Genomic DNA, 20250 nt, shown 5'->3' on the forward strand with positions numbered 1-20250 from the left:
AAGACGCGCAGCGCTGTAAGCGTGAGAAGCCCCCGCATCAAGGGACTTTCGGCGCATGAAAGGCGTCGCTTCGGCACGAAAATGACCCGTTCCAATCGTTAAAATGCAATTGTTTCTCAAAACTGGATGTTCAAGCCTTTCTGTCAGAGTGCGCTTTATGGTTTCGCATGAAGTGAGGCGACAATGACCGGTTACAATGAGCTCAAGGGAGCAGGGCAAATCCTCGTGGTCGAGGACGACCCGGTGCAGCGCCGCCTGCTCAAGAACGCAATCGAGCGTCACGGCCATGTCGTGCACCAGGCGGAGAACGGCCGTATCGGCCTGGAAATGGTCAAACGCGACGGCGGCCTTTTCAACGTCATCGTGCTCGACCTGATGATGCCGGAGATGACCGGCCTCGAATTCCTCGACGCGCTTCACGAGTTCGGCACGCAGATCCCGGTCATCGTGCAGACGGGTCAGGGCGGCATCGAAACGGTGGTGCAGGCGATGCGCGCCGGCGCCTTCGATTTCGTCGTCAAGCCGGTCTCGCCCGAACGCATCGCCACGTCGATCTCGAACGCGATGAAACTCGACCAGCGCGAGGTGAAGGCGCGGGCCGGACGCCGGTCGCGCTCAGGCTCGGTCGGCTTCGACGACATCGTATCGGCAAGCCCGGCGATGATCCGCGTCATCGATCTCGCCCAGCGGGCGGCCCAATCCAACATTCCCGTCGTGCTCGAAGGCGAATCCGGCGTCGGCAAGGAACTGGTGGCGCGCGCCATCCAGTCCGGCGGCGACCGCTCGAACAAGCCCTTCGTCACCGTCAATTGCGGGGCGATCCCGCATAATCTCGTCGAGAGCATTCTCTTCGGTCACGAGAAGGGCGCGTTTACCGGCGCGACCGAACGCCATATCGGCAAATTCATGGAAGCCGACGGCGGCACCATTTTCCTCGACGAGATCGGCGACCTGCCGCTCGAAGTCCAGGTGAAGCTCCTGCGCGCCGTGCAGCAGGGCGAGATCGAGACCGTCGGTGCGCGCACCGCGCATAAGGTCAATGTCCGACTGATCTCGGCGACCAACAAGGATCTGATCGAGGAGGTCAAGAACGGCCATTTCCGCGAGGATCTCTACTATCGCCTCAATGTCTTCCCGATCACCATTCCGGCGCTGCGCAAACGCAAGGAAGATATTCCGAATCTGGTGCGTGTCTTTGCCGATCGCTTCTCCAGCGAACAGAAGAGCGGCCGCCGCATGACGGTGAACTCAGGCGCGCTGGCGCTGCTGACCGCCTATGACTGGCCGGGCAATATCCGCCAGCTCGAAAACGCGATCTTCCGCGCGGTCGTTCTGGCCGAAGGGCCGGAGCTGACCGAGGCGGACTTCCCGCAGATCGCTGCCCAGCTTCCGGAATACGAGGTGGTGGATCACCTGGCGCTGGTTGCCGACAATACCGGCCTCGATCCCGACGATAGCTATGGTGAGGAGTTCCGGGCGTCGATATCGGGGGAGGTGCACCACCACCGCCTGTCCGAAGCCTCGGAAAACGCGATCGCCAGCGTCAATCCCGCCGGAGATGTGCGCAAGCTTGCCGATGTCGAGGAAGAACTCATCCGATTCGCACTCAAATTCTATCGCGGGCAGATGAGTCAAGTGGCACGGAAGCTCGGCATTGGCCGATCCACACTTTATCGCAAGCTCAAGGATTACGGTATCGATCCCGATAATCCCCAGAAAGATGCGGCTTAAGCGCTTTTTGTTAAGACTAAGGCAACCACGATTTGTTACCGGTCATAAACCACTTGTTAGTGGCTCGTTCACTATGTAAAGAAAAGGTTGATCATGTGTGGCATTTTTGCCATCGTGTGACCGCATTTGACAGTCATCTGAGACAGTACGGGACATTGTCTGTCTGACGGGGATCGAGTTGCCGAATCTGAATGGGAATTCTAAGCCTTCGCGCTTGAGCTGGCGTTCGTTGGGCGCCAACATTTGCGGAAAGGCAATAAGGACGGTAGCGGCCGCCCTTCTTGCGCTTGCGGTTTCCTCACCGGTATTCGTTGGTACACCTTCGCAGGCAGCGGGCGACACCCGCAGCCTGAAGCTCTATTTCATTCATACCGGCGAAAAAGCCGTCATCACCTACAAGCGCAACGGCAAGTTCGACCCCAAGGGTCTGGAGCAGCTGAACCGCTTCCTGCGCGACTGGCGCAAGAACCAGCCGACGAAGATGGACCCGCGCCTGTTCGACCTGATCTGGGAAGTCTATCGCCAGAGCGGTTCGAGGGACTATATCAACGTCGTCTGCGGTTTCCGTTCGCCGGGAACCAACGAGATGCTGCGCGGCCGCTCGCGCAATTCCGGGGTCGCCGAAAAGAGCCAGCATATGCTCGGCAAGGCGATGGATTTCTTCATTCCCGACGTCAAGCTGGCGACGCTGCGCGCCATCGGCATGAAGATGCAGGTCGGTGGCGTTGGTTTCTATCCGAAGTCGGGCTCGCCCTTCGTGCACATGGATGTCGGTGGTGTTCGCGCCTGGCCGCGCATGAGCCGCGACGAGCTGGTCCGGCTCTTCCCCAACGGCAATACCATTCATATTCCGGCTGACGGCAAGCCGCTACCGGGCTACCAGCAGGCGATGGCCGACTATAAGCGCCGCGCCAGCGGCACGCAGATAGAGATCGCCAGCGCTTCCGAATCGGCGCCAAAACATAAGACGCTGTTTGCCGCGCTGTTTGGCGGCGGAGCGGACGAGCAGGAAGACGAGTCGGATGATTCGACGCCTGTTGCCGTCGCCAAGGCGACGCCGCCGAAGGCGGAGCCCGCCCCGGCTGAGCCCGCGCCGGTCGAGCCGCAGCAGACCGAAGTCGCCGATCTGAACGCGCCCGTGCCGCAGGTTCGCCCCGCATTCAGCGGTCAGCCGGCCGGCAGCGAAGTGGCGAGCGCGCTCGTCGCACCGCCTTCGGGTAATGCCGCACAGCAGGCTCTTGCGGCGGCCCTTCCGGCCGACCAGGCGCCGCCGCAGCAATTCGCCGATCTCAGCGCCTACAGCATTCCGGTTCCCTCGCTTCTCGGCCCGCGCCGCGCGCCCGGCGACGCCGAGGTCGCGTCCGTCGATCCTAGCGTGCTGACGGGTGCGAACGGATTGCCGGTTCCGACGCCGATCGAACGCCCCTCCGTTGCCGAGAACCTGCTTGCCGCCGCCGATGCCGATCCGGAAGCAGATGCCGACGAAGCCGATCAGGACGCGCTGTCTCCTGCCGTCGCCGATGCGCTCGAGCAGCAGCGGAATGAGGGTGAAAGCGAGATCGCGTCGAAGGGGCCGGTCACGGTGGAGCAGGCGATCAACGCCGCGATGACGCAAAAGCCGGCTGCAAAGCCGCCGCTCGAGCTTGCAGCTTTGGCGCCGATGACCAAGTCGGCAAGCTTCGGCGATGGTTTCGACGAGCCGGCCGCCGAAAGCGCCGTGGCACAGGGCCTTCCCACCAAGGGTGGTCGCCCGACGCAGAAGGAAGCCGCAGCAGCGGATGCCAGCCGCACGACGGTGCGCACCGAGCCGAAGCTGACGGAAAAGATGATTTCGCAGTGGGCGCTTACCAACGCTCGGCTCGAAATGGCTTCCAAGCAGGTCAAGGCGCCGCGTTTCGTCAGCCAGACGATGCGCGCCCAGCCGACCGCCGTCTACGCCGAGGGCTTCAATATCAAGACCGCCTCGGTCGACCCGGCCCGCTTCAGCGGCACGGCTGTGAACTTCATGGAAGTGCGCAAGTTCAACACGAATTGAGCCGGCCAATCACGGAAATATCGAAAAACCGCCGGAGCGATCCGGCGGTTTTTCTTTTGGCTGCTTCGATCGGGCAAGATGGCCGTTTGGCCAAGCGGATTCTACGCAAAAGAAAAGCCGCCGGGCGAAGGCCCGGCGGCTTGGTCGACATCAGTATGCCGGCGGATCAGCCTTCCGGCGGCGCCTCGATCATCCCGAGCGCGTGCAGATAGGTGTCGAGGATTGCTTCCTCTTCCATGCGCTCCTGCTCGTCCTTCTTGCGCAGCGCCACGACCTTCTTCAGGATCTTGGTGTCGAAGCCCATTCCCTTGGCTTCGCCATAGACGTCCTTGATATCGTCGGCGATGGTCTTCTTTTCTTCTTCCAGCCGTTCAATGCGCTCGATGAAAGCGCGAAGCTGATCGCGGGCGACGCCATGAGCATCAGACATCGTGTTCTCCTGATTTTCCGGTGATTAATTTTGGATGCACGTGACTGCCGCGAAGCGGCGTCACGGTCAAGCCTGTTCGGGGCAGGTCGGGCTATTTGTGTGGGTTGTTCAGTTCAAAAGCAGCCTTTTGCACAGGCGAGGCCTCGTTCTGGTGAAGATTCTTCCAGTCCTCATAGGGCATGCCATAGACCATCTCGCGCGATTCGTCCCTGGTAACGGCGACACCTTCGGCCTCGGCGGCTTCGCGATACCAGTTCGACAGGCAGTTGCGGCAGAAGCCGGCCAGATTCATCAGATCGATGTTCTGAACGTCGCTGCGTTCACGAAGATGTGCGACGAGGCGGCGGAAGGCGGCGGCCTCGAATTCGGTCTGCTGTTCCTTGCTGAGCGTGGTCATTTCGCTCTCCTTCTTTCAATAGGGGCCGGCTTTCAATAGGGACCGGTGCGTGAGAGGTGGACGTCGTATTCGTGCAAGGCGGGATCGGCATTCATCGCCGCAAAGATCTGCGCCAGGCGTCCGGCCCATGCCGATATGCCGGCCTCGTCTCCGATCAGATCCTGGCGCACCTCGAGCAGCGCGTGCGGAATGCCCGTAATCATGCAGTGGCGGTACATGGTATCGCCCTTCAGCGCCCCGTCATAGGGTTCGTTGTCACCGACCACGAGATCGGGATCGGCGCGCAGCATGTCAAGCAGCGGGCCGACGGCGCGATGATCGCTGTCCCAGAGTACGGCGGCGTGCCAGGGGCGGGGAGTACCTTTCCAGGCCGGGGTGAAGGAGTGCAGCGACAGCACCAGCGGCGCTCGGCCGGTGGCATTCGCCACGCTATCGACCGTTGCGGCCACGGCATCGTGATAGGGGCGATGGAAGGTTTCGATGCGGTGGTCCCACTCTTCCTGGGTGATCGGATGGTTGCCGGATATGACGGCGCCGTCTGATATTTTCATGATCAGCGTCGGATCGTCCTCGCCGCGGTTCGGGTCGATCAGCAGGCGCGAGAAGGCGCCGAGCACGGCGGGAACGCCGAGTCTTGCCGAAAGCTGCCGCGTCAGACCCTCGATGCCGATGTCATAGGCGATGTGGCGGGCAAAGGCTGCGTCGGGCAGTCCGAGCCGGCCATATCGCGCGGGGAGGCGGTTCATCGCGTGATCTGCGAGGATCACCATGCCTTTGTCATGTTTGCCGGATAGGATTTCGAAGGATTGGAAGTCGTCCATCAGGGAATTGCCGTTCGTCATTGCGCCGTCGGGCGCAGTGATCGCATGCACCTGCGGCGGGTTCAAGCGCGGCGGGTGGGGAGAGGTCGAGCCGCACCCTCGACAGGCGGTATATGAAAGGAAATATAATCGATTAGCATTGCGTTGACTTTCGCTTGACGGCGGCGCAAGAAGACACGGATACGAATAACCGTGGAGCTATTTGGGAGCCGTGTTGATCCAAGCCGCGCCAAGTTTCCTCACGCGGTCCGGACCGCTGGTCCGTCTCGCTCTGTTCGCTCTTGCAGCTGCCATGCCGTTTTTTATCGCAGATGCCGCACGCGCCGATTTTCGCGTCTGCAACGGAACACAGAATCTCGTCGGCGTCGCCATCGGATACCGGGCCAAGGATGGCTGGGTGACGGAGGGCTGGTGGCAGGTGCCGGCAACGACCTGCGCTACGTTGATCGAGGGAGAATTGCAGTCGCGCTATTATTACCTCTACGCAGAGGACGCCGCCCGGGGAGGACGATGGACGGGTGACGTGCAAATGTGCGTGGCGGAAAACGAATTCAAGATCACGGGTGTGCAGGATTGTTATGCCCGCGGTTACCAGAAAATGGGATTCAAGGAATATGATACGGGCCGCCAGGGTAGCTGGATGGTTCAGCTCTCCGACACCCCAGGGACGCAAGAAAGCCAGAATTGATGAAGCGCAATCGCAAAATTAAAATCCTCGCCACCCTCGGGCCAGCCTCCTCCGAGGAATCGATGATCGAGAAGCTGCACCAGGCCGGTGCGGATGTCTTCCGCATCAATATGAGCCATGCGAGCCACGACCTGATGCGTACGCTCATCCAGCGCATCCGCTCGGTCGAGGCGCGCTCCGGCCGGCCGATCGGCATTCTCGCCGACCTGCAGGGGCCGAAACTGCGCGTCGGCAAGTTCGTCGACAGCAAGGTGGACCTGAAGCCCGGCCAGACCTTCACGCTCGACAACAACGAAGCGCTTGGCGATCAGAACCGCGTCTATCTGCCGCATCCGGAGATCCTGGAATCGGTGCAGCCCGGCCACCGCCTGCTGATCGACGACGGCAAGCTCGCTCTGCGCGCAGAAAAATGCGACGGCAAGAGCATCGTCACGACAGTTATTTCGGGCACGCGCATTTCCGACCGCAAGGGCGTCAGCCTTCCCGACACGCTGCTCGGCGTCGGCGCATTGACGGATAAGGACCGCGCCGACCTCGACGCCGTGCTCGCCACCGACGATGTCGACTGGGTGGCACTGTCCTTCGTCCAGCGTCCGGACGACCTTGCCGAAGTGCGCAAGATCGCCCGCGGCCGTGTCGGCCTGATGTCGAAGATCGAGAAGCCGCAAGCTCTCGAACGCATCGAGGAAATCATCGAGCTTTCCGACGCGTTGATGGTCGCCCGCGGCGATCTCGGCGTCGAAATGCCGCTCGAATCGGTTCCCGGCATCCAGAAGCAGTTGATCCGCGCCTGCCGCCGTTCGGGCAAGCCGGTGGTCGTCGCCACCCAGATGCTGGAATCGATGATCTCGGCGCCGGTGCCGACGCGCGCTGAAGTTTCCGACGTCGCGACCGCCGTCTTCGAAGGTGCGGATGCCGTCATGCTTTCGGCCGAATCGGCCTCGGGCGACTACCCCGTCGAAGCCGTTTCGACGATGGCGTCGATTGCCACCGCCATCGAGCGCGAGCCGCATTATCCCGGCATCATCTATGCTCAGCGAGCCCAGCCGGAAGCGACCGGCGCCGACGCGATCTCGCTTGCCGCCCGCCAAATCGCCGAGACGCTGAAACTGTCGGCAATCGTCTGCTACACCTCGTCGGGCACGACAGGCCTTCGCGCTTCGCGCGAGCGTCCGCAGGTGCCGATCCTGGCGCTGTCGCCGATCATCAAGACGGCGCGCCGGCTTGCCATCGTCTGGGGCCTGCATTGCGTCGTCACCCATGATGCGACCGATCTTGACGACATGGTCAATCGTGCCTGCCGCATCGTCGCCGACGAAGGTTTCGGCAAGCCGGGCGATCGCATCATCATCTCGGCCGGCGTGCCGCTCGGCACGCCCGGCGCCACCAATATGATCCGCATTGCCTATATCGGCTCCGACGGCCAGAGCGGCGTCTGATCCGATCGTGTCCCTTCGAAAGCCCGCTGCCTCAAGAGGCGGCGGGCTTTTTCGTTGAAGGGCCGGCATTGCCAAGGTTGGCGACACGTGCAAATTTCGAACCTAGCGCTATGCTCCAGGTTCGGAGGGATCATCATGGATATCGTCACGCTTCTGGCTTTTGCAGCTGTTTCCTTCGTCGGCATCGCGACGCCGGGGCCGACGGTGCTGCTGGCATTGACCAACGGTTCGAGGCACGGCCTGCGCCGGGCGATTGCCGGCATGATCGGCGCGGTGCTGTCCGATTTCGTGCTGATCGGCGCCGTCGCGATCGGGCTCGGTGCGCTGCTGGCGGCATCGGAATTCTGGTTCTCGATGCTGAAATGGGCGGGTGCTGCCTATCTCACTTTTCTCGGTATTATGCTGCTGCGCTCGAAGGGCACGATCGACGCGGCGTTGAAGTCCGGGGCGCCTGCGGGTGCGACATCGCCCTTCTCGATCGGACTGAAAAGCTTCATGGTCGCGGCGACCAATCCGAAGGGCTATCTGTTCTTCTCGGCCTTCCTGCCGCAGTTCATCGATCCGGCCCTGCCGCAGGCAACGCAATATGCGCTGCTTGCGCTGGTCTTTGCCGCACTCGATTTCCTCATCATGTTCGGCTACGCCTTCTTCGGCTCGCAAGCGGTGCGTTTCCTGAAAACCTCAGGCGCCATGTGGCTGGAGCGAGCCTGTGGTGGTGCGCTGCTGGCGCTTGCCGGTTCGCTGGCCTTCTACCGCCGGGCAACTGTCTGAGTTCAGGATCGGGCCAGGGATAGATGGCCGACGCGATAGGCCTGCGTTTGCTCGTCAATCTCGGGAATCTCTCGCCAGAGCCTGAAGCGCACCCGTGTCCAGTTCGTCGGTTCGAAGGCGGAGACCGAGGCGAGCGCGCCGGCTGTCGCAACGTCGGCTGCAGCCTCTGCGCTTTCGGCGCGGCGGATATCGGCGAGCAGCGCGTAAGGCTCCATCCGCAGGATATCGCGTGTGGCGAACCTGGCTGAGGCGATATCGGACGAGATTTCTGCCTGCCAGACGATCCAGGTCCTCACCTGCGGCCAGCCGAAGGCGCTGGTGAGAGCCTCGAACCCGGGGCCGCAGAGGAAGTCGCTTGCTCCTTCCGGCTTCTGCCAGAGATAGAAGGGCGCGTAGAGATTGTCGCGGCTGCCGAACTCCCCCTTGCGAGCGCTGAGATAGGCTTTGAAACCGAGATTGGGAAAGCCGTCGAGCAGCGGACCCTTGTCGCGGATGCGGCGATCGATGATCGACATGTCGTAATCGGCGGGCAGGGTGAAGGCGTATTGCATGGCGATCATGACCGTCTCTCCACCGGTTGCAGCCATTCGACGACGCTGCCGTTTTCCGTGGGCTGGACGCTGATATAGCTGAAGGGGCTGTCATCGGCGGCGCCATGCCAGTGACGCTCGCCGGGCGCAAACCAGACGGCATCGCCGGCACGCAATGCTTCGATCGGGCCGCCGTCGTTCTGCGCCAACCCATGACCTGAGAGCACATAGAGCAATTGACCCCTGGGATGGGTGTGCCAACGGGTGATGGTGCCGGGATCGAGCGTCGCCCGCATCGCGGTGTTCTCGCCATCGGCGCTGCCTTCGAGCAGCATCTCGACCCAGAAGGGCGCCGTCGCGACGCCCTCTGGCGAGCGGACCGCCTTGCCGGAGCGTCTAACAGTCATGATCTTCGGGTTCGAAACGCTCATTGCCGGCCTCCGACCGCACGCAGCCGCCAGTCGGGGTCGGTCATCTGGGCGATGCCGTCGCCGAAGGACCAGTCTTCCGGGGCGCTGGTGCTGATGACGATCATCACATCCTCGGGCCGAAGGCCCGGCGATTGCGCCAGGAGTTCGGCGAGCCGCCGATAGAGCGCCGCCTTCATCTCGGCCGTGCGAGGCCTGCCGATCGTGATGGAGATGTAGACGAAATCGGCGGAGCGCGGGCCGGAGAGGTAGGTGCGGTCGAAGATCAGCTCGTTCTCGTCATGCTGGTGTATAGTCTGGAAACGGTCGTTTTCGGGCACGTCGAAGGTCTCGACCAGTGCACGCTGGATGCTGTCGGCTAGCGCCGTGAGATAGTCCGGCGACTTGCCTTTGCGAAGAGAAATGCGAACGAAGGGCATCGGGATCTCCATGGTTAGGGCCGTCTGTCGGCCTTGACAGCAGAACCATCGCACGGCACGATGATACTGAAAATCAGAATTTTATGGATTAATGATCCTGAAAAATAGGATTATAAGATGCGGCGGACGACCTTCGATCTCGATGTGCTTCGAACCTTTTCGACCGGCATGGAGCTCGGTAATTTCGCCAAGGCGGCCGAGCGGCTCGGGCGGTCGACCTCGGCAGTGAGCGCGCAGCTGAAGAAGCTGGAGGAACAGGCGGGCACGCCGATCTTCCGCAAGGCCGGGCGCGGGCTGGCGCTGACCGATGCCGGCGAGACGATGCTCGGCTATGCCAGGCGGCTGCTGGAACTCAACGACGAGGCGGCTGCGGCTGTTCACAGCGTCGAGCTGGAGGGCTGGGTGCGGCTCGGCCTGCAGGAGGACTTCGGCGAAAGCCTGTTGCCGGAGGTGCTCGGCCGCTTCGCGCGTGCCCATCCGAAGGTTCGCATCGAAGCGCGGGTGGTGCGCAATGCCGAGCTGCTCGAGCGTGTCACATCAGGCAAGCTTGATCTGGCGCTTGCCTGGAGCGATGGCACGCTGACCGCCCATTGCGAGCGGATCGGCGAGGTGCCGATGCGCTGGATCGGACCTGCCGAGGGGCCGCCGGGCTGGCAGGCCGCAAGTGGTGAGCCGATGCCGCTTGCCTCGCTGGAGGCGCCGTGCCTGTTGCGGAGCGCAGCAACCAGGGCGCTTGATGCGGCGGGCATTTCCTGGCGGCTCGCTTTCGTCAGCCCCAGCCTGGGCGGTCTCTGGGCCGCGACGGCGGCAGGCCTCGGTCTCACCATCCGCACGCCGATCGGTCTGCCGGCGAAGGTGCGGCCGCTGGCGCCCGAGACGGTCGGCCTGCCCGATTTGCCGAAGCTCGGTCTGATCCTGCACCGGGCGGAAGCCGAGCCGCAGCCGGCGGCGGCACGCCTTGCCGAGCTCGTACTGCAGTCGGTGCATGGTGCGTTGCGCGAGGTGCTGGCCTGACATCTCCGCATTGACCCTTCGAGCGCGAGCCTGTAGCTTCGCACCGCTATGAAGACGATCACCCTCAATATCGCGACAATCTTCTTCTTGAGCCTCTAAAGGCTCTGCCTTCGGGCATCAGAAGATGCGGCTACTGACCAGCCTTCGCGGCTGGCTCGTTGCCGTTGTTGTAACCACCCTGCGTCTGGCCAAGGAAAGAGCCGGCAGGTTTGGCGATAGAGAGAGCTTTCATGACATCAGCTGTTTACCCGCCGGCGCTGAGCGCTGCGCAGATCGAGCAATTCATCGAAGACGGCTTCATCAGGATCGACGACGCTTTTCCCCGCGCATTGGCCGAGGAAGCTCGTGCCATCATGTGGCGCGATATTCCCTTCGATGCCGATGATCCAAGCACGTGGACGCAGCCCGTCGTGTGGCTTGCCGGTTATGGCGGCGGACCGTTCGAGAAAGCCGTCAATACGCCGGTATTGCATCTGGCCTTCGACCAGCTCGTCGGCAAGGGACGCTGGCAACCACGCGATGGGCTTGGCAGCTTCCCGGTCCGCTTTCCCCATCCCGATGATCCCGGCGATGCGGGCTGGCATGTCGACCTCAGCTTCCCCGGCGAGGATGGCGATCCGAACGAGCAAAGGGACTTTTCGGCATGGCGGGTGAACATCACCTCGCGCGGGCGGGCGTTGCTGATGCTCTTCCTGTTTTCGGATGTCGGGGAGGAGGATGCGCCGACCCGTATCCGCGTCGGTTCGCACAAGGATATCGCCCGCCTTCTGGCGCCGGCGGGCGAAGCGGGAATGGCGCATCTCTGGTTGGAACATGTCGGCGAAGAGCGACCGCTGGCCTTGGCGACAGGGCCGGCGGGCACGGTCTATCTCTGCCATCCGTTCCTGATCCATGCTGCGCAGATGCATCGCGGCGGGGAGCCGCGTTTCATGGCGCAGCCCGGCCTTGCGCCTTGCGAACCGCTTCGCCTCGAACGGCAGGACGGCGCCTATTCGCCGGTCGAAATCGCAATCCGCGGGGCGCTTCGGGAGCATTAGCAGAGACGGGATGCATCCGGCCGCGCAAACCGGCTGCATGACATCTGCAGTTTCCATCTCCAGGCGGGCGGCTGGCGGTCGCCCGCGCGCTATCTAGCCGAAGCGTTCGAGCGCCATGGCGAAGATATCAGCGTCGACGTTGCCACCTGAGGTGACGGCGACGACCGTGTCGCTTTCCAGCGCCTCGCCATGGAAGAGAGCGGCAGCCAGCGCCACGGCGCCGCCGGGCTCGACGACGATCTTCAGCCGTGTGAAGGCGAGCGCCATGGCGCGCAGCGCTTCCTCGTCGGTGACGACGATGCCGGCGCCGGCGAGACGCTTGAGGATCGGGAAGGTGATGTTGCCGGGCTGCGGCGTGACGATCGCATCGCAGATCGAGCCTGATACCGAGGCGTTGCGTTCGATCCTGCCGGAGGCGAGCGAGCGGGTGGTGTCGTCGAAATCCTTCGGCTCGCAAGGGCGGACGCGGAAGCCGGGGGCACTGGCTTCCAGGGCGAGCGCGATTCCGGAGGTCAATCCGCCGCCGCCGCAGGGAACGAGAACTTCGGCTGATGTCACGCCTTCCTCTTCGGCCTGTTCGGAGATTTCGAGACCGGTCGTGCCCTGGCCGGCAATGACAAGCGGTTCGTCGAAGGGTTTGATCAGCGTCAGGCCGCGCTCGGCCGAAAGTTTCGCGCCGATCTCGTCGCGGTCCTCGTTGACGCGGTCGTAAAGGACGACTTCGGCGCCGAAGGCGCGGGTGTTCGCGATCTTCAGCTTCGGCGCATCGCTCGGCATGATGATGACGGAGGGGACGTTGTGCAGCTTGGCCGCAAGCGCAACACCCTGGGCGTGGTTGCCGGAGGAGAAGGCGATGACGCCCTTCGAGCGCACCGCCGGATCGAGCCCGGAGACCGCCGACCAGCCGCCGCGAAACTTGAACGAACCGGTATGCTGCAGGCATTCCGCCTTCACGAACAGACGCCGGCCGGCGATCTCGTTGAGGAAGGGGGAAGAGAGAAGCGGCGTGCGTCTGATATGACCGCGCAGGCGGGCGCGGGCTGCGACAATCATTTCAATGCTGGCCATGCGGGAATCTTTCTGCTTGCGGGTTCGCTCATGCATAGGGCGCGGCCAGCCAATTGTGAACGGCGACTTTGTCACGGTGACATGAATATGGCGATGCTGCCTTTGCGGCTCTTGGAGCCGCATCGTGCCTGGTCGATCAGGCGATCCGCCGTCGTCAGTAACCGTTCGCCGACCCCTCCGCCGCGCGGCTGTCCATGGCGCCGTTATACCGGGCGCCGCCACCCTTTTCGATGGCGGCAAGGCTTTTGCCGCCGACGAGGATGCCCGCGGCTTGGCCCCATTGTGGCGCGTCATTGCCGCCATCGAAACTGTAGCCCATGGCGGCGAGCGTCTTTTCGGTATCGGGCGAAAGCGCATAGGGTTCGAGATAGATCTTGTCGGGCTGCCATTGATGGTGCACACGCGGAGCATTGACCGCCTGGCTGATATCCATGCCGAAATCAACGACGTTGAGGATCGCTTCCAGCGTGATGGTGATGATGCGCGAGCCGCCGGGGCTGCCGATCACCATGAAGGGTTTGCCGTCCCGGGTCACGATCGTCGGGCTCATCGAGGAGAGCGGCGTCTTCTTCGGGGCGATGGCATTGGCCTCGCCCTGCACCAGTCCGTAGAGGTTCGGCACGCCTGTTTTGGAGGTGAAATCGTCCATCTCGTTGTTGAGCAGGACGCCGGTGCCCGGCGCCACGACGGCGGCGCCGAAGGAGCCGTTCAGCGTATAGGTGACGGCAACCGCGTTGCCCTCGTCGTCGATGATCGAATAATGCGTCGTCTCGGTGCTTTCCTTGCCGCCGAGCGGTTTGAGGTTCGCCGAGGTGCCGGCCTTGTACGGATCGATCTTGGCGGCGATTTCCAAGGCATACTTCTTGTCGAGCAGTTTCGTGACCGGGTTTTCGACGAAATCGGGATCACCGAGTGCGGCATTGCGGTCGACATAGGCATAGCGCATCGCCTCGACCATGATGTGTACGGTTTCGGCCGAATTGTAGCCGAGATAGGAGAGCGGATAGCCTTCGAGAACATTGAGGATCTCGCAGATGATCACGCCGCCGGAGGAGGGCGGCGGCGAGGAGATGATGTCGTAGCCGCGGTAATTGCACTCGATCGGCTTCAACTCGCGCACGGCATATTGCTCGAAATCCTCCTTGGCGAGAATGCCGCCCTGGGCTTGGCTCGCCTTGACGATCGCTTCGGCGGGCGCGGCCTTGTAGAAGGCGTCGGGACCTTTTTCGGAGATGCCGGCCAGGACGGCGGCAAGGTCCGGCTGCAGGAGTTTCTCACCCGATGCATAGGGCTTGCCGTCGGGTTTCAGGAAGATCTTCGCTGCCGCATCATCCTTGGCGAGGCGCTTGGCGCTGCCGGCGAAACTTGCAGCGTCACCCTGTTCCAGCGTGAAGCCCTCTTTGGCGAAACGGAGTGCCGGCGCGATCAGATCCTGGCGCGATTTCGTGCCGTATTTTTCGCGTGCGGTCTCCAATCCCATGACGGAGCCGGGCACGCCGACGGCGAGATAACCGTCGAGGCTGGCGCGCGGCACGATATCGCCCTTGGCATCGAGATACATGGTCTTCGTCGCGGCAAGCGGCGCGCGTTCGCGGAAGTCGAGGAAGGTCTTCGTACCGTCTTTCAGGCGGATGGTCATGAAACCGCCGCCGCCAAGATTGCCGGCCGAGGGATAGACGACCGCCAGGGCATAACCGACGGCGACCGCCGCATCGACGGCGTTGCCGCCGCTCTTCAGCACCTCGACGCCGACATCGGTCGCCAGATGCTGGGCGGTGACGACCATGCCGTGCTCGGCTTCGACTGGTGCGGGCGAGGCGGCGAAAGCCGAGGTCAGGCCCAGCGACAATGATGATATGACGGAGATCGTCCCGATATGCAGGCGGCCCATGATTTCCCCTCCTATGGACAATGATGGAAAACATATGGGGCTGCGGCAGTTCGCGGCAATGCAAGGGAGCTGCTTTAGGTGAGGAGTTCGGCGAGTTTTCTGTTGGTGTCGTCGTCATCGAGGGGCGTATAGACGATGAGCTTCATCTCCGGCCGGTTCGTCAGTGTCAGCCCGGTATGCTCGAAGGACATGCGGCCCTTGACGGGATGGTCGATACGCTTGATGCCGGACAGCGGGCTGATGACCTCGTGGCGCTGCCACCAGTCGCGAAATTCAGGGCTTGCCTCTTTCAGCAGTGCGATCAGCCGTTCAAAATCCGGATCACCGGCATAACGCGCGCTGTCGGCCCGGAACGTCGCCAGCGAGACGCGGGCAACCGATTCCCAATCGACGAGCAGCCGGCGATGCGCGGGGTCGGCGAAGAGACGGTGCATGATGTTGCGTTCGTCGCGGTCGAGCGTGTCATAACCGCCGAAAAGCACGTCGGCGGCACGGTTCCAGGCAAGCACGTCCCATCGACGGCCGAGCACATAGGCCGGCTGGTGGGTCAGATTGGCGAGCATGCGCTGCAGCGGTTCGTCGACGCATTCGGGAGCAGACGACGTTGGTTGTGGCGCCTGGCGATTGTTGAGGGTGAAGAGGTGCCGGCGCTCGGCCTCGTCGAGGCGCAGCGCATCGGCAAGGGCGTTGAGGACCTGCACGGAAGGCCTGATGTCGCGGCCCTGTTCCAGCCATGTGTACCAGGTGGTGCCGACGCCGGCGAGCATGGCGAGTTCCTCGCGCCTCAGACCTGGTGTGCGCCGTCGAAATCCCTCCGGCAGGCCGACCTCGGAGGGCGTCAGCCGCTCGCGGCGGGAACGCAGGAAGGCCGCGAATTCGCGGCGGCGGGCTTCGAATGTGTCGGCTCTATGGTCCATGGCAGTAATCATATCAGTATCGATACCAGGATAAAACTGGAACTGGTTGCCGTTTCCAGGCCACGCATGATGCCGGTGTCGCAGGTGCTTGAAGCGCCTGCAGCCCGATCAATTCAAGGAGCAGCATCATGTCTTTGCAGCATGTGGTCGTCATCGGAGGTTCTTCCGGCATCGGCCTCGCCACGGCGACATTACTTTTGAAACAAGGATATAGGGTCACTATTGCAGGCCGTGACGGCGAAAAACTCGCGGCGGTCAAGGCTTCGCTCGATGGCAATCTGCGCAGCCTGGTGCTCGATGCGACGCAGCTTTCCACGCTCGGGGAGGCTTTTGGCGGGATCGGCGCGTTCGACCATCTGGTGCTGGCGATGGGCAGCGGCCATGGCGCCGGACCTTTTGCATCGCTCGATATGGCGGATCTGCTTGCCGGGTTCCAGACCAAGCTCATTCCGCATGCCGCGGTAACCCAGGCGGCGTTGCCGCTGTTGCAGCCGGGCGGCAGCATCACTTTCGTTTCGGCGGTCAGCGCGCAGGCCGCGATGCCCGGTACGGCTGGGCTTGCTGCCGTCAATGCCGGCATCGAGGCGATGGTGCCGGTGCTGGCGGCCGAGTTGAAGCCGTTGCGTGTCAACGGCGTTTCCCCTGGGGTCGTCGATACGCCTTGGTGGAGTTTCCTGCCGCCTGAGCAGCGCGGCAGCGTCTTTGCGGATTTCGCAGGCCGCACACCGGTCGGCCGTGTCGGCAGGCCGGAGGATATTGCGGAGGCGATAGCCTTCCTGGTCGGAAACACCTTCATGAGCGGCCATATCATCACCTGCGATGGCGGCGTGCGTCTTGGCGCCTGAGGCAGGTAAATTCAAACCGGAGAGGTCATGCGCCGTGCAGGGCGCCTGGCCCCAATGGCGACACGGCTGCGACCTTTCGATCACGTGATGCGGCGGCAAGCCTTTCCTCGGCGCTGCGGGCGATTGCCTGCAGGTCGCGCGGCTTGCCTGATATCTTCTCCATGGCGGCGATGACGACATCGGTTGCGAGGTAGTCCGGCTTATGGCCGACGCCGCGAACGGTGATGAGTTCGGAGCCCGATATGTCGCGGGCAAGGCCGCGCGAATGCAGGTGCTCCCAGACGATCTCGTCGCGGTCGCCTGTTATGATGACGGTCGGCGCGGTGATCTGCGAGTAGAGCGGCGACTGTTCCTTCACATAGGCCAGCAGTCTTTTGAAATCGGCGGCGTTGTTGTGGAAGGCGCGGGGCCGCAGCACCAGTGACGGGCCGGTTTTTTCGATATAGTCGGCCGGGCGCGGATTGGGGCGGAAGACGTTCAGCGTGCCGCGCTCCAGGCGGCTCAGCCCGAGCGGCACGACGATCGCATGGTTGAAGAGCCAGCCGACGACCGGCACGGTTGCGACATGATAATACCAGTCGATGCCGCCCGGCCATGGATGGGTGGCGGGTGCGAGGAACAGCAGGCCCGATGTCTTATCGGGATGGCGCAGGCCGAAGGCGGCGGTGATCGCGCCGCCGAAGGAATGGCCGACAATGATCGCCTTCTCGATGCCGCGCTTTTCCATCAGCCTGGCGATCGCATCGGCCTGGCCGGAGGGAACGGCGTTCTCAGGGCCGCCGCGCTCGGAATAACCGTGACCGGGACGATCGACGAACAGCATTTCCGCCCGGCCTTCGAGTGCTGCGCGAAAGGCGACGACCTGGTCGAGCAGATTGCCGCTGGCGCCATGAATGAAGACAAGCGGCGGCAGATCCGCATTTTCGGGACGCTTTATGTGGACGGCATTCATGCAGTAGCCGCCGACATCCGTCAGTTCGCCGATATTGGGATAGGCGTGTTCGAATTGCCGCGCCTTATAGGATGAGTAACCGATGGCGGCGGCGAGCGGGGCGAGAAGAGCGGAAACTTCTGCAAGCATGATGTTAACAACGAGCGACAGTTGCGGGATGAGCTGCGGGCGAACAAACCGCTACATCATTCCCTCTATATTCTAAAATTGCGCGACGTGATCCGACGTCAAGATGTCAGCCCGGGAATCAGGTGCGGTTGCCCGCGAGTTTTTCGGCAAGCGTGTTGACCTGTTCCTGCGCGGTGCGTTCGGCGGGATAGACATCGAGGAAACGCTCCCAGGCCTTCAAGGTCAGTTGGTCGTTGCCGGAATTGCTGAGAATCGCCGCCATGCCGGAGAGTGCGCCGAAATGGCGCGGCTCGAGATCGAGCACACGTTCGATGTCGGACATCGACTTGCGATAATTGCCCATGACGAAATTCAGCGTGGCACGGCGGTTCCAGCTTTCGGCATAATCGGGCTTCAGCGCGATCGCCTCGTCGAGGAAGTCGAGGGCAGCCGGATTGCGCTTTTCCTCGATCGCCTTGTCGGCCCACTGCATCAGCAGATTGATGGTGGCGCTGCCGGAATCGTTCCATTCCATGCGGATTTCATTGGCGATGCTGCTGGCCTTGTCGGGGTCGCGCTCACGCTTCAACTGGCTGAAGAGCTGGTCGAGGTGCTGCTTCGGCGAACTGCTGACATCCGTCTGTTCGACGATGACGTCCTTTTCCGCGGCGGTGGCCGGAAAAGTGGCGGAGAGGAGAATGAGGGCGAGCGGCAGCGCCGCTGATGTCAAAGCAAAAAAGCGCATGGCGGACATATTAGCCCGCCAACGCCGAAGATCAAACAAATTTGACGTGATCACCATAGTGACCCACCGGATATATCCGCCGGCGCAAGCTCACGCGGCGCGGCGATCCGGATGCGCGAAATCAGCCCTGACGAGCCTTGTAGCGCGGGTTCAGCTTGTTGATGATGTAGATGCGGCCCTTGCGGCGAACCAGACGGTTGTCACGGTGACGAGCCTTGAGCGACTTGAGCGAATTCTTGATCTTCATTTTTCTGATCCGCGATCTCTATGGGGGAATTCACATTCGCCCGTATCTTTAACAATCAAAAGCGCGCCATCGGGCGCGCTCTTTAGGTGGGGGAGCAGATACCTCTTCACCTTTTCCATGTCAACCGCATGAAGGTGTTTTTCCCAAGGCGTCGCGGTGTTTTCTCAAGCCGAAACCGGTGATTTCGGCGTCAAGGTGGTGACGTGGCCCATCTTGCGGCCGGAGCGCCACTCGGTCTTGCCATAGAGATGAACCAGCGTATCGGGACGCTGCAACCAGTCGGGAACGGCAAGGATATCGTCGCCGATCAGGTTCTGCATGACGCAGTCGGAATGGCGCTCGCCATTGCCGAGCGGCAGGCCGGCGACGGCGCGGATATGCTGCTCGAACTGGCTGACGACGCAGGCGGCTTCCGTCCAGTGACCGGAGTTGTGGACACGCGGCGCCATCTCGTTGGCGATCAGACCACCGTCGCGCAGCACGAAGAATTCGATGCCGATGACGCCGACATAGTTCAAGGCGGCGAGGATCTTTTCGGCCGATCGGCGCGCAATATCCGCCGTCGCTGGCGAGATCGTAGCGGGAACCGTCGAGGTGTGAAGGATGCCGCTGCGGTGGACATTCTCGGCGGGATCGAAGCAGACGACCGTGCCGTCGGTGGCCCGCGCGGCGATGATCGAGACCTCGCGCTCGAAGGCGACGAAACTTTCGAGGATGAGCGGCACGCCGCCGAGCGCGGCATATGCGCCATCTGCGCTGTCGGCGACGGAGCGGAAAACCATCTGGCCCTTGCCGTCATAACCGAGACGGCGCGTCTTCAGCACGCCCTGACCGCCGAAATCCTTCAGTGCCATCTCGAGATCGGCCTGGCTGTCGACCGCATGGAAGCGGGCGGTCGATATGCCGCAGCCATTGAGAAAGCGCTTTTCGACGAGGCGGTCCTGGGCGGCTTCCAGTGCCTTCGGCGGCGGATAGACGGACACGCTCGCCGAGAGCGTCTCGGCAGCTGCGACGGGCACGTTCTCGAATTCGTAGGTGACGACATCGCAGATATCAGCGAGTTCGGCGAGTGCCGCCGGCTCGTCATAGGCGGCGGTAATCTGCCGGTTGGCGAGCTGGGCGGCCGGGCAGTCCGCCTGCGGCTCGAGGATGACCGTGCGAAAATTCAATCTGGCGGCGGCAATGGCCAGCATGCGGCCAAGCTGGCCGCCGCCGATAATGCCGATCGTTCTTGCCGTCATAGGTCGTCCATCGGGTATTCGGCGACGGCAGCACTCTGGCGCTCGCGCCATTCGTCGAGCCGGTCGGCGATTTCTTCGTCGGAAAGGGCAAGGACGGCGGCGGCGAGAAGGGCGGCATTGACCGCGCCGGCCTTGCCGATGGCGAGCGTGCCCACCGGAATGCCGGCCGGCATCTGCACGATGGAAAGAAGGCTGTCCTGGCCGGACATGGTCTTTGACTGGACCGGCACGCCGAAGACCGGCAGCGGCGTCATCGATGCGGCCATACCCGGCAGGTGGGCAGCGCCGCCGGCGCCGGCGATGATGACCTTGAAGCCCTCAGCCCGCGCTCCCTTGGCGAAATTGACCAGCCGGTCGGGTGTGCGGTGCGCCGAAATGATGCGCGCATCGTAAGGGATCTCAAGCGCCTCCAGCGTGTCGGCGGCGTTCTTCATGGTCTCCCAGTCGGACTGGCTGCCCATGATGATGGCGACGGGCGGTCTGTCTGTCATCGTTG

General features: G+C 62.8%; 22 protein-coding genes. 8 read left to right on the forward strand and 14 right to left on the reverse strand.

The window, feature by feature from the left end; all coding sequences use genetic code 11:
• Positions 1 to 183 precede the first annotated feature (183 nt).
• Together EEQ99_RS16195 and EEQ99_RS16200 are read left to right on the forward strand one after the other, a co-directional pair.
• Positions 184 to 1731 (forward strand): sigma-54-dependent transcriptional regulator, encoded by a 1548-nt coding sequence (locus EEQ99_RS16195; RefSeq protein ID WP_028755997.1) that lies wholly within the window; start codon positions 184 to 186, stop codon positions 1729 to 1731.
• Positions 1732 to 1909: 178 nt separating this feature from the next.
• The gene (locus EEQ99_RS16200) at positions 1910 to 3766 is read left to right on the forward strand and encodes a peptidoglycan L,D-endopeptidase MepK (protein WP_028755996.1); all 1857 of its coding nucleotides are present in this window, start codon (positions 1910 to 1912) and stop codon (positions 3764 to 3766) included.
• 166 nt (positions 3767 to 3932) lie between these two features.
• Here EEQ99_RS16200 and EEQ99_RS16205 read toward each other — a convergent pair whose 3' ends face one another.
• The 3 genes from EEQ99_RS16205 to EEQ99_RS16215 form a co-directional block, all read right to left on the reverse strand.
• Positions 3933 to 4196, reverse strand: coding sequence for a DUF2312 domain-containing protein (locus EEQ99_RS16205; protein ID WP_008533181.1), 264 nt, complete (start codon positions 4194 to 4196; stop codon positions 3933 to 3935).
• A 91-nt stretch (positions 4197 to 4287) separates the two neighbouring features.
• Positions 4288 to 4593, reverse strand: coding sequence for a DUF1244 domain-containing protein (locus EEQ99_RS16210; RefSeq protein ID WP_028755995.1), 306 nt, complete (start codon positions 4591 to 4593; stop codon positions 4288 to 4290).
• A 32-nt stretch (positions 4594 to 4625) separates the two neighbouring features.
• A complete protein-coding gene (locus EEQ99_RS16215) occupies positions 4626 to 5414 on the reverse strand; it encodes an N-formylglutamate amidohydrolase (RefSeq protein WP_127430775.1) in 789 nt (262 codons plus the stop codon).
• A 202-nt stretch (positions 5415 to 5616) separates the two neighbouring features.
• Between EEQ99_RS16215 and EEQ99_RS16220 the strand changes: the two genes are divergently transcribed.
• The 3 genes from EEQ99_RS16220 to EEQ99_RS16230 all read left to right on the forward strand — a co-directional run bounded on the left by EEQ99_RS16220 (position 5617) and on the right by EEQ99_RS16230 (position 8312).
• A complete protein-coding gene (locus tag EEQ99_RS16220; RefSeq protein ID WP_017967841.1) occupies positions 5617 to 6102 on the forward strand; it encodes a DUF1036 domain-containing protein in 486 nt (161 codons plus the stop codon).
• Positions 6102 to 7541, forward strand: coding sequence for a pyruvate kinase (gene pyk, locus EEQ99_RS16225; protein ID WP_028755993.1), 1440 nt, complete (start codon positions 6102 to 6104; stop codon positions 7539 to 7541). The genes EEQ99_RS16220 and pyk overlap by 1 nt, the downstream gene beginning before the upstream one ends.
• A 135-nt stretch (positions 7542 to 7676) precedes the next feature.
• On the forward strand, positions 7677 to 8312 hold the full coding sequence (locus EEQ99_RS16230) for a LysE family translocator (RefSeq protein ID WP_028755992.1): 636 nt from the start codon (positions 7677 to 7679) through the stop codon (positions 8310 to 8312).
• Positions 8313 to 8314: 2 nt separating this feature from the next.
• On the opposite strand, the gene EEQ99_RS16235 is transcribed toward EEQ99_RS16230, so the two are convergent.
• The 3 genes from EEQ99_RS16235 to EEQ99_RS16245 are packed head-to-tail and all read right to left on the reverse strand — an operon-like array spanning position 8315 to position 9689.
• Complete coding sequence (locus EEQ99_RS16235; protein WP_047616422.1) at positions 8315 to 8872, reverse strand: DUF4865 family protein; 558 nt, start codon at positions 8870 to 8872, stop codon at positions 8315 to 8317.
• A complete protein-coding gene (locus EEQ99_RS16240; protein WP_047616424.1) occupies positions 8869 to 9273 on the reverse strand; it encodes a cupin domain-containing protein in 405 nt (134 codons plus the stop codon). The genes EEQ99_RS16235 and EEQ99_RS16240 overlap by 4 nt, the downstream gene beginning before the upstream one ends.
• Positions 9270 to 9689 carry a tautomerase family protein gene (locus EEQ99_RS16245; RefSeq protein ID WP_028755989.1) on the reverse strand — a complete coding sequence of 140 codons (420 nt, stop codon included), beginning with the start codon at positions 9687 to 9689 and terminating at the stop codon, positions 9270 to 9272. The genes EEQ99_RS16240 and EEQ99_RS16245 overlap by 4 nt, the downstream gene beginning before the upstream one ends.
• A gap of 117 nt (positions 9690 to 9806) precedes the next feature.
• Between EEQ99_RS16245 and EEQ99_RS16250 the strand changes: the two genes are divergently transcribed.
• Positions 9807 to 10703, forward strand: coding sequence for a LysR substrate-binding domain-containing protein (locus tag EEQ99_RS16250; protein ID WP_047616427.1), 897 nt, complete (start codon positions 9807 to 9809; stop codon positions 10701 to 10703).
• 230 nt (positions 10704 to 10933) lie between these two features.
• Positions 10934 to 11740, forward strand: coding sequence for a phytanoyl-CoA dioxygenase family protein (locus tag EEQ99_RS16255; protein WP_047616428.1), 807 nt, complete (start codon positions 10934 to 10936; stop codon positions 11738 to 11740).
• A 93-nt stretch (positions 11741 to 11833) separates the two neighbouring features.
• On the opposite strand, the gene EEQ99_RS16260 is transcribed toward EEQ99_RS16255, so the two are convergent.
• The 3 genes from EEQ99_RS16260 to EEQ99_RS16270 form a co-directional block, all read right to left on the reverse strand.
• Entirely contained in the window at positions 11834 to 12808 is a 975-nt protein-coding gene (locus EEQ99_RS16260; protein ID WP_047616430.1) for a threonine ammonia-lyase, read from the reverse strand.
• 154 nt (positions 12809 to 12962) lie between these two features.
• Positions 12963 to 14699: a gamma-glutamyltransferase gene (gene ggt, locus EEQ99_RS16265; protein WP_047616433.1), complete on the reverse strand. Its 1737-nt coding sequence runs from the start codon at positions 14697 to 14699 to the stop codon at positions 12963 to 12965.
• Between the two features lie 74 nt (positions 14700 to 14773).
• On the reverse strand, positions 14774 to 15628 hold the full coding sequence (locus EEQ99_RS16270) for a helix-turn-helix transcriptional regulator (protein ID WP_047616434.1): 855 nt from the start codon (positions 15626 to 15628) through the stop codon (positions 14774 to 14776).
• A gap of 116 nt (positions 15629 to 15744) precedes the next feature.
• Here EEQ99_RS16270 and EEQ99_RS16275 point away from each other — a divergent pair, with 116 nt between their 5' ends.
• Complete coding sequence (locus EEQ99_RS16275; RefSeq protein WP_047616436.1) at positions 15745 to 16461, forward strand: SDR family oxidoreductase; 717 nt, start codon at positions 15745 to 15747, stop codon at positions 16459 to 16461.
• 25 nt (positions 16462 to 16486) lie between these two features.
• Here EEQ99_RS16275 and EEQ99_RS16280 read toward each other — a convergent pair whose 3' ends face one another.
• From EEQ99_RS16280 to purE, 5 genes are all read right to left on the reverse strand, one after another.
• Positions 16487 to 17542, reverse strand: coding sequence for an alpha/beta fold hydrolase (locus EEQ99_RS16280; protein ID WP_028757203.1), 1056 nt, complete (start codon positions 17540 to 17542; stop codon positions 16487 to 16489).
• 118 nt (positions 17543 to 17660) lie between these two features.
• The gene (locus EEQ99_RS16285; RefSeq protein WP_028755487.1) at positions 17661 to 18275 is read right to left on the reverse strand and encodes a tetratricopeptide repeat protein; all 615 of its coding nucleotides are present in this window, start codon (positions 18273 to 18275) and stop codon (positions 17661 to 17663) included.
• 112 nt (positions 18276 to 18387) lie between these two features.
• Positions 18388 to 18513, reverse strand: coding sequence for a type B 50S ribosomal protein L36 (ykgO, locus tag EEQ99_RS16290; protein WP_003582204.1), 126 nt, complete (start codon positions 18511 to 18513; stop codon positions 18388 to 18390).
• 164 nt (positions 18514 to 18677) lie between these two features.
• Positions 18678 to 19754, reverse strand: a complete 1077-nt coding sequence (locus EEQ99_RS16295) for a 5-(carboxyamino)imidazole ribonucleotide synthase (protein WP_028757699.1) — start codon at positions 19752 to 19754, stop codon at positions 18678 to 18680.
• Positions 19751 to 20245: a 5-(carboxyamino)imidazole ribonucleotide mutase gene (gene purE / locus EEQ99_RS16300; protein WP_028755489.1), complete on the reverse strand. Its 495-nt coding sequence runs from the start codon at positions 20243 to 20245 to the stop codon at positions 19751 to 19753. The genes EEQ99_RS16295 and purE overlap by 4 nt, the downstream gene beginning before the upstream one ends.
• Positions 20246 to 20250: the final 5 nt, after the last annotated feature.

The sequence above is a fragment of the Rhizobium anhuiense genome (assembly GCF_003985145.1).
Lineage (GTDB): Bacteria > Pseudomonadota > Alphaproteobacteria > Rhizobiales > Rhizobiaceae > Rhizobium > Rhizobium anhuiense.

Excerpts from the sequence above, each read along its gene's own strand:
- EEQ99_RS16280 (WP_028757203.1), bottom strand. The coding sequence starts at position 17,542 with ATGCTTGCAGAAGTTTCCGCTCTTCTCGCCCCGCTCGCCGCCGCCATC.
- EEQ99_RS16235 (WP_047616422.1), bottom strand. The coding sequence starts at position 8,872 with ATGATCGCCATGCAATACGCCTTCACCCTGCCCGCCGATTACGACATG.
- purE (WP_028755489.1), bottom strand. The coding sequence starts at position 20,245 with ATGACAGACAGACCGCCCGTCGCCATCATCATGGGCAGCCAGTCCGAC.
- EEQ99_RS16215 (WP_127430775.1), bottom strand. The coding sequence starts at position 5,414 with ATGGACGACTTCCAATCCTTCGAAATCCTATCCGGCAAACATGACAAA.
- ykgO (WP_003582204.1), bottom strand. The coding sequence starts at position 18,513 with ATGAAGATCAAGAATTCGCTCAAGTCGCTCAAGGCTCGTCACCGTGAC.
- EEQ99_RS16240 (WP_047616424.1), bottom strand. The coding sequence starts at position 9,273 with ATGAGCGTTTCGAACCCGAAGATCATGACTGTTAGACGCTCCGGCAAG.
- EEQ99_RS16270 (WP_047616434.1), bottom strand. The coding sequence starts at position 15,628 with ATGATTACTGCCATGGACCATAGAGCCGACACATTCGAAGCCCGCCGC.
- pyk (WP_028755993.1), top strand. The coding sequence starts at position 6,102 with ATGAAGCGCAATCGCAAAATTAAAATCCTCGCCACCCTCGGGCCAGCC.
- EEQ99_RS16285 (WP_028755487.1), bottom strand. The coding sequence starts at position 18,275 with ATGTCCGCCATGCGCTTTTTTGCTTTGACATCAGCGGCGCTGCCGCTC.
- EEQ99_RS16255 (WP_047616428.1), top strand. The coding sequence starts at position 10,934 with ATGACATCAGCTGTTTACCCGCCGGCGCTGAGCGCTGCGCAGATCGAG.
- EEQ99_RS16230 (WP_028755992.1), top strand. The coding sequence starts at position 7,677 with ATGGATATCGTCACGCTTCTGGCTTTTGCAGCTGTTTCCTTCGTCGGC.
- EEQ99_RS16275 (WP_047616436.1), top strand. The coding sequence starts at position 15,745 with ATGTCTTTGCAGCATGTGGTCGTCATCGGAGGTTCTTCCGGCATCGGC.
- EEQ99_RS16295 (WP_028757699.1), bottom strand. The coding sequence starts at position 19,754 with ATGACGGCAAGAACGATCGGCATTATCGGCGGCGGCCAGCTTGGCCGC.
- ggt (WP_047616433.1), bottom strand. The coding sequence starts at position 14,699 with ATGGGCCGCCTGCATATCGGGACGATCTCCGTCATATCATCATTGTCG.
- EEQ99_RS16250 (WP_047616427.1), top strand. The coding sequence starts at position 9,807 with ATGCGGCGGACGACCTTCGATCTCGATGTGCTTCGAACCTTTTCGACC.
- EEQ99_RS16245 (WP_028755989.1), bottom strand. The coding sequence starts at position 9,689 with ATGCCCTTCGTTCGCATTTCTCTTCGCAAAGGCAAGTCGCCGGACTAT.
- EEQ99_RS16210 (WP_028755995.1), bottom strand. The coding sequence starts at position 4,593 with ATGACCACGCTCAGCAAGGAACAGCAGACCGAATTCGAGGCCGCCGCC.
- EEQ99_RS16260 (WP_047616430.1), bottom strand. The coding sequence starts at position 12,808 with ATGGCCAGCATTGAAATGATTGTCGCAGCCCGCGCCCGCCTGCGCGGT.
- EEQ99_RS16195 (WP_028755997.1), top strand. The coding sequence starts at position 184 with ATGACCGGTTACAATGAGCTCAAGGGAGCAGGGCAAATCCTCGTGGTC.
- EEQ99_RS16205 (WP_008533181.1), bottom strand. The coding sequence starts at position 4,196 with ATGTCTGATGCTCATGGCGTCGCCCGCGATCAGCTTCGCGCTTTCATC.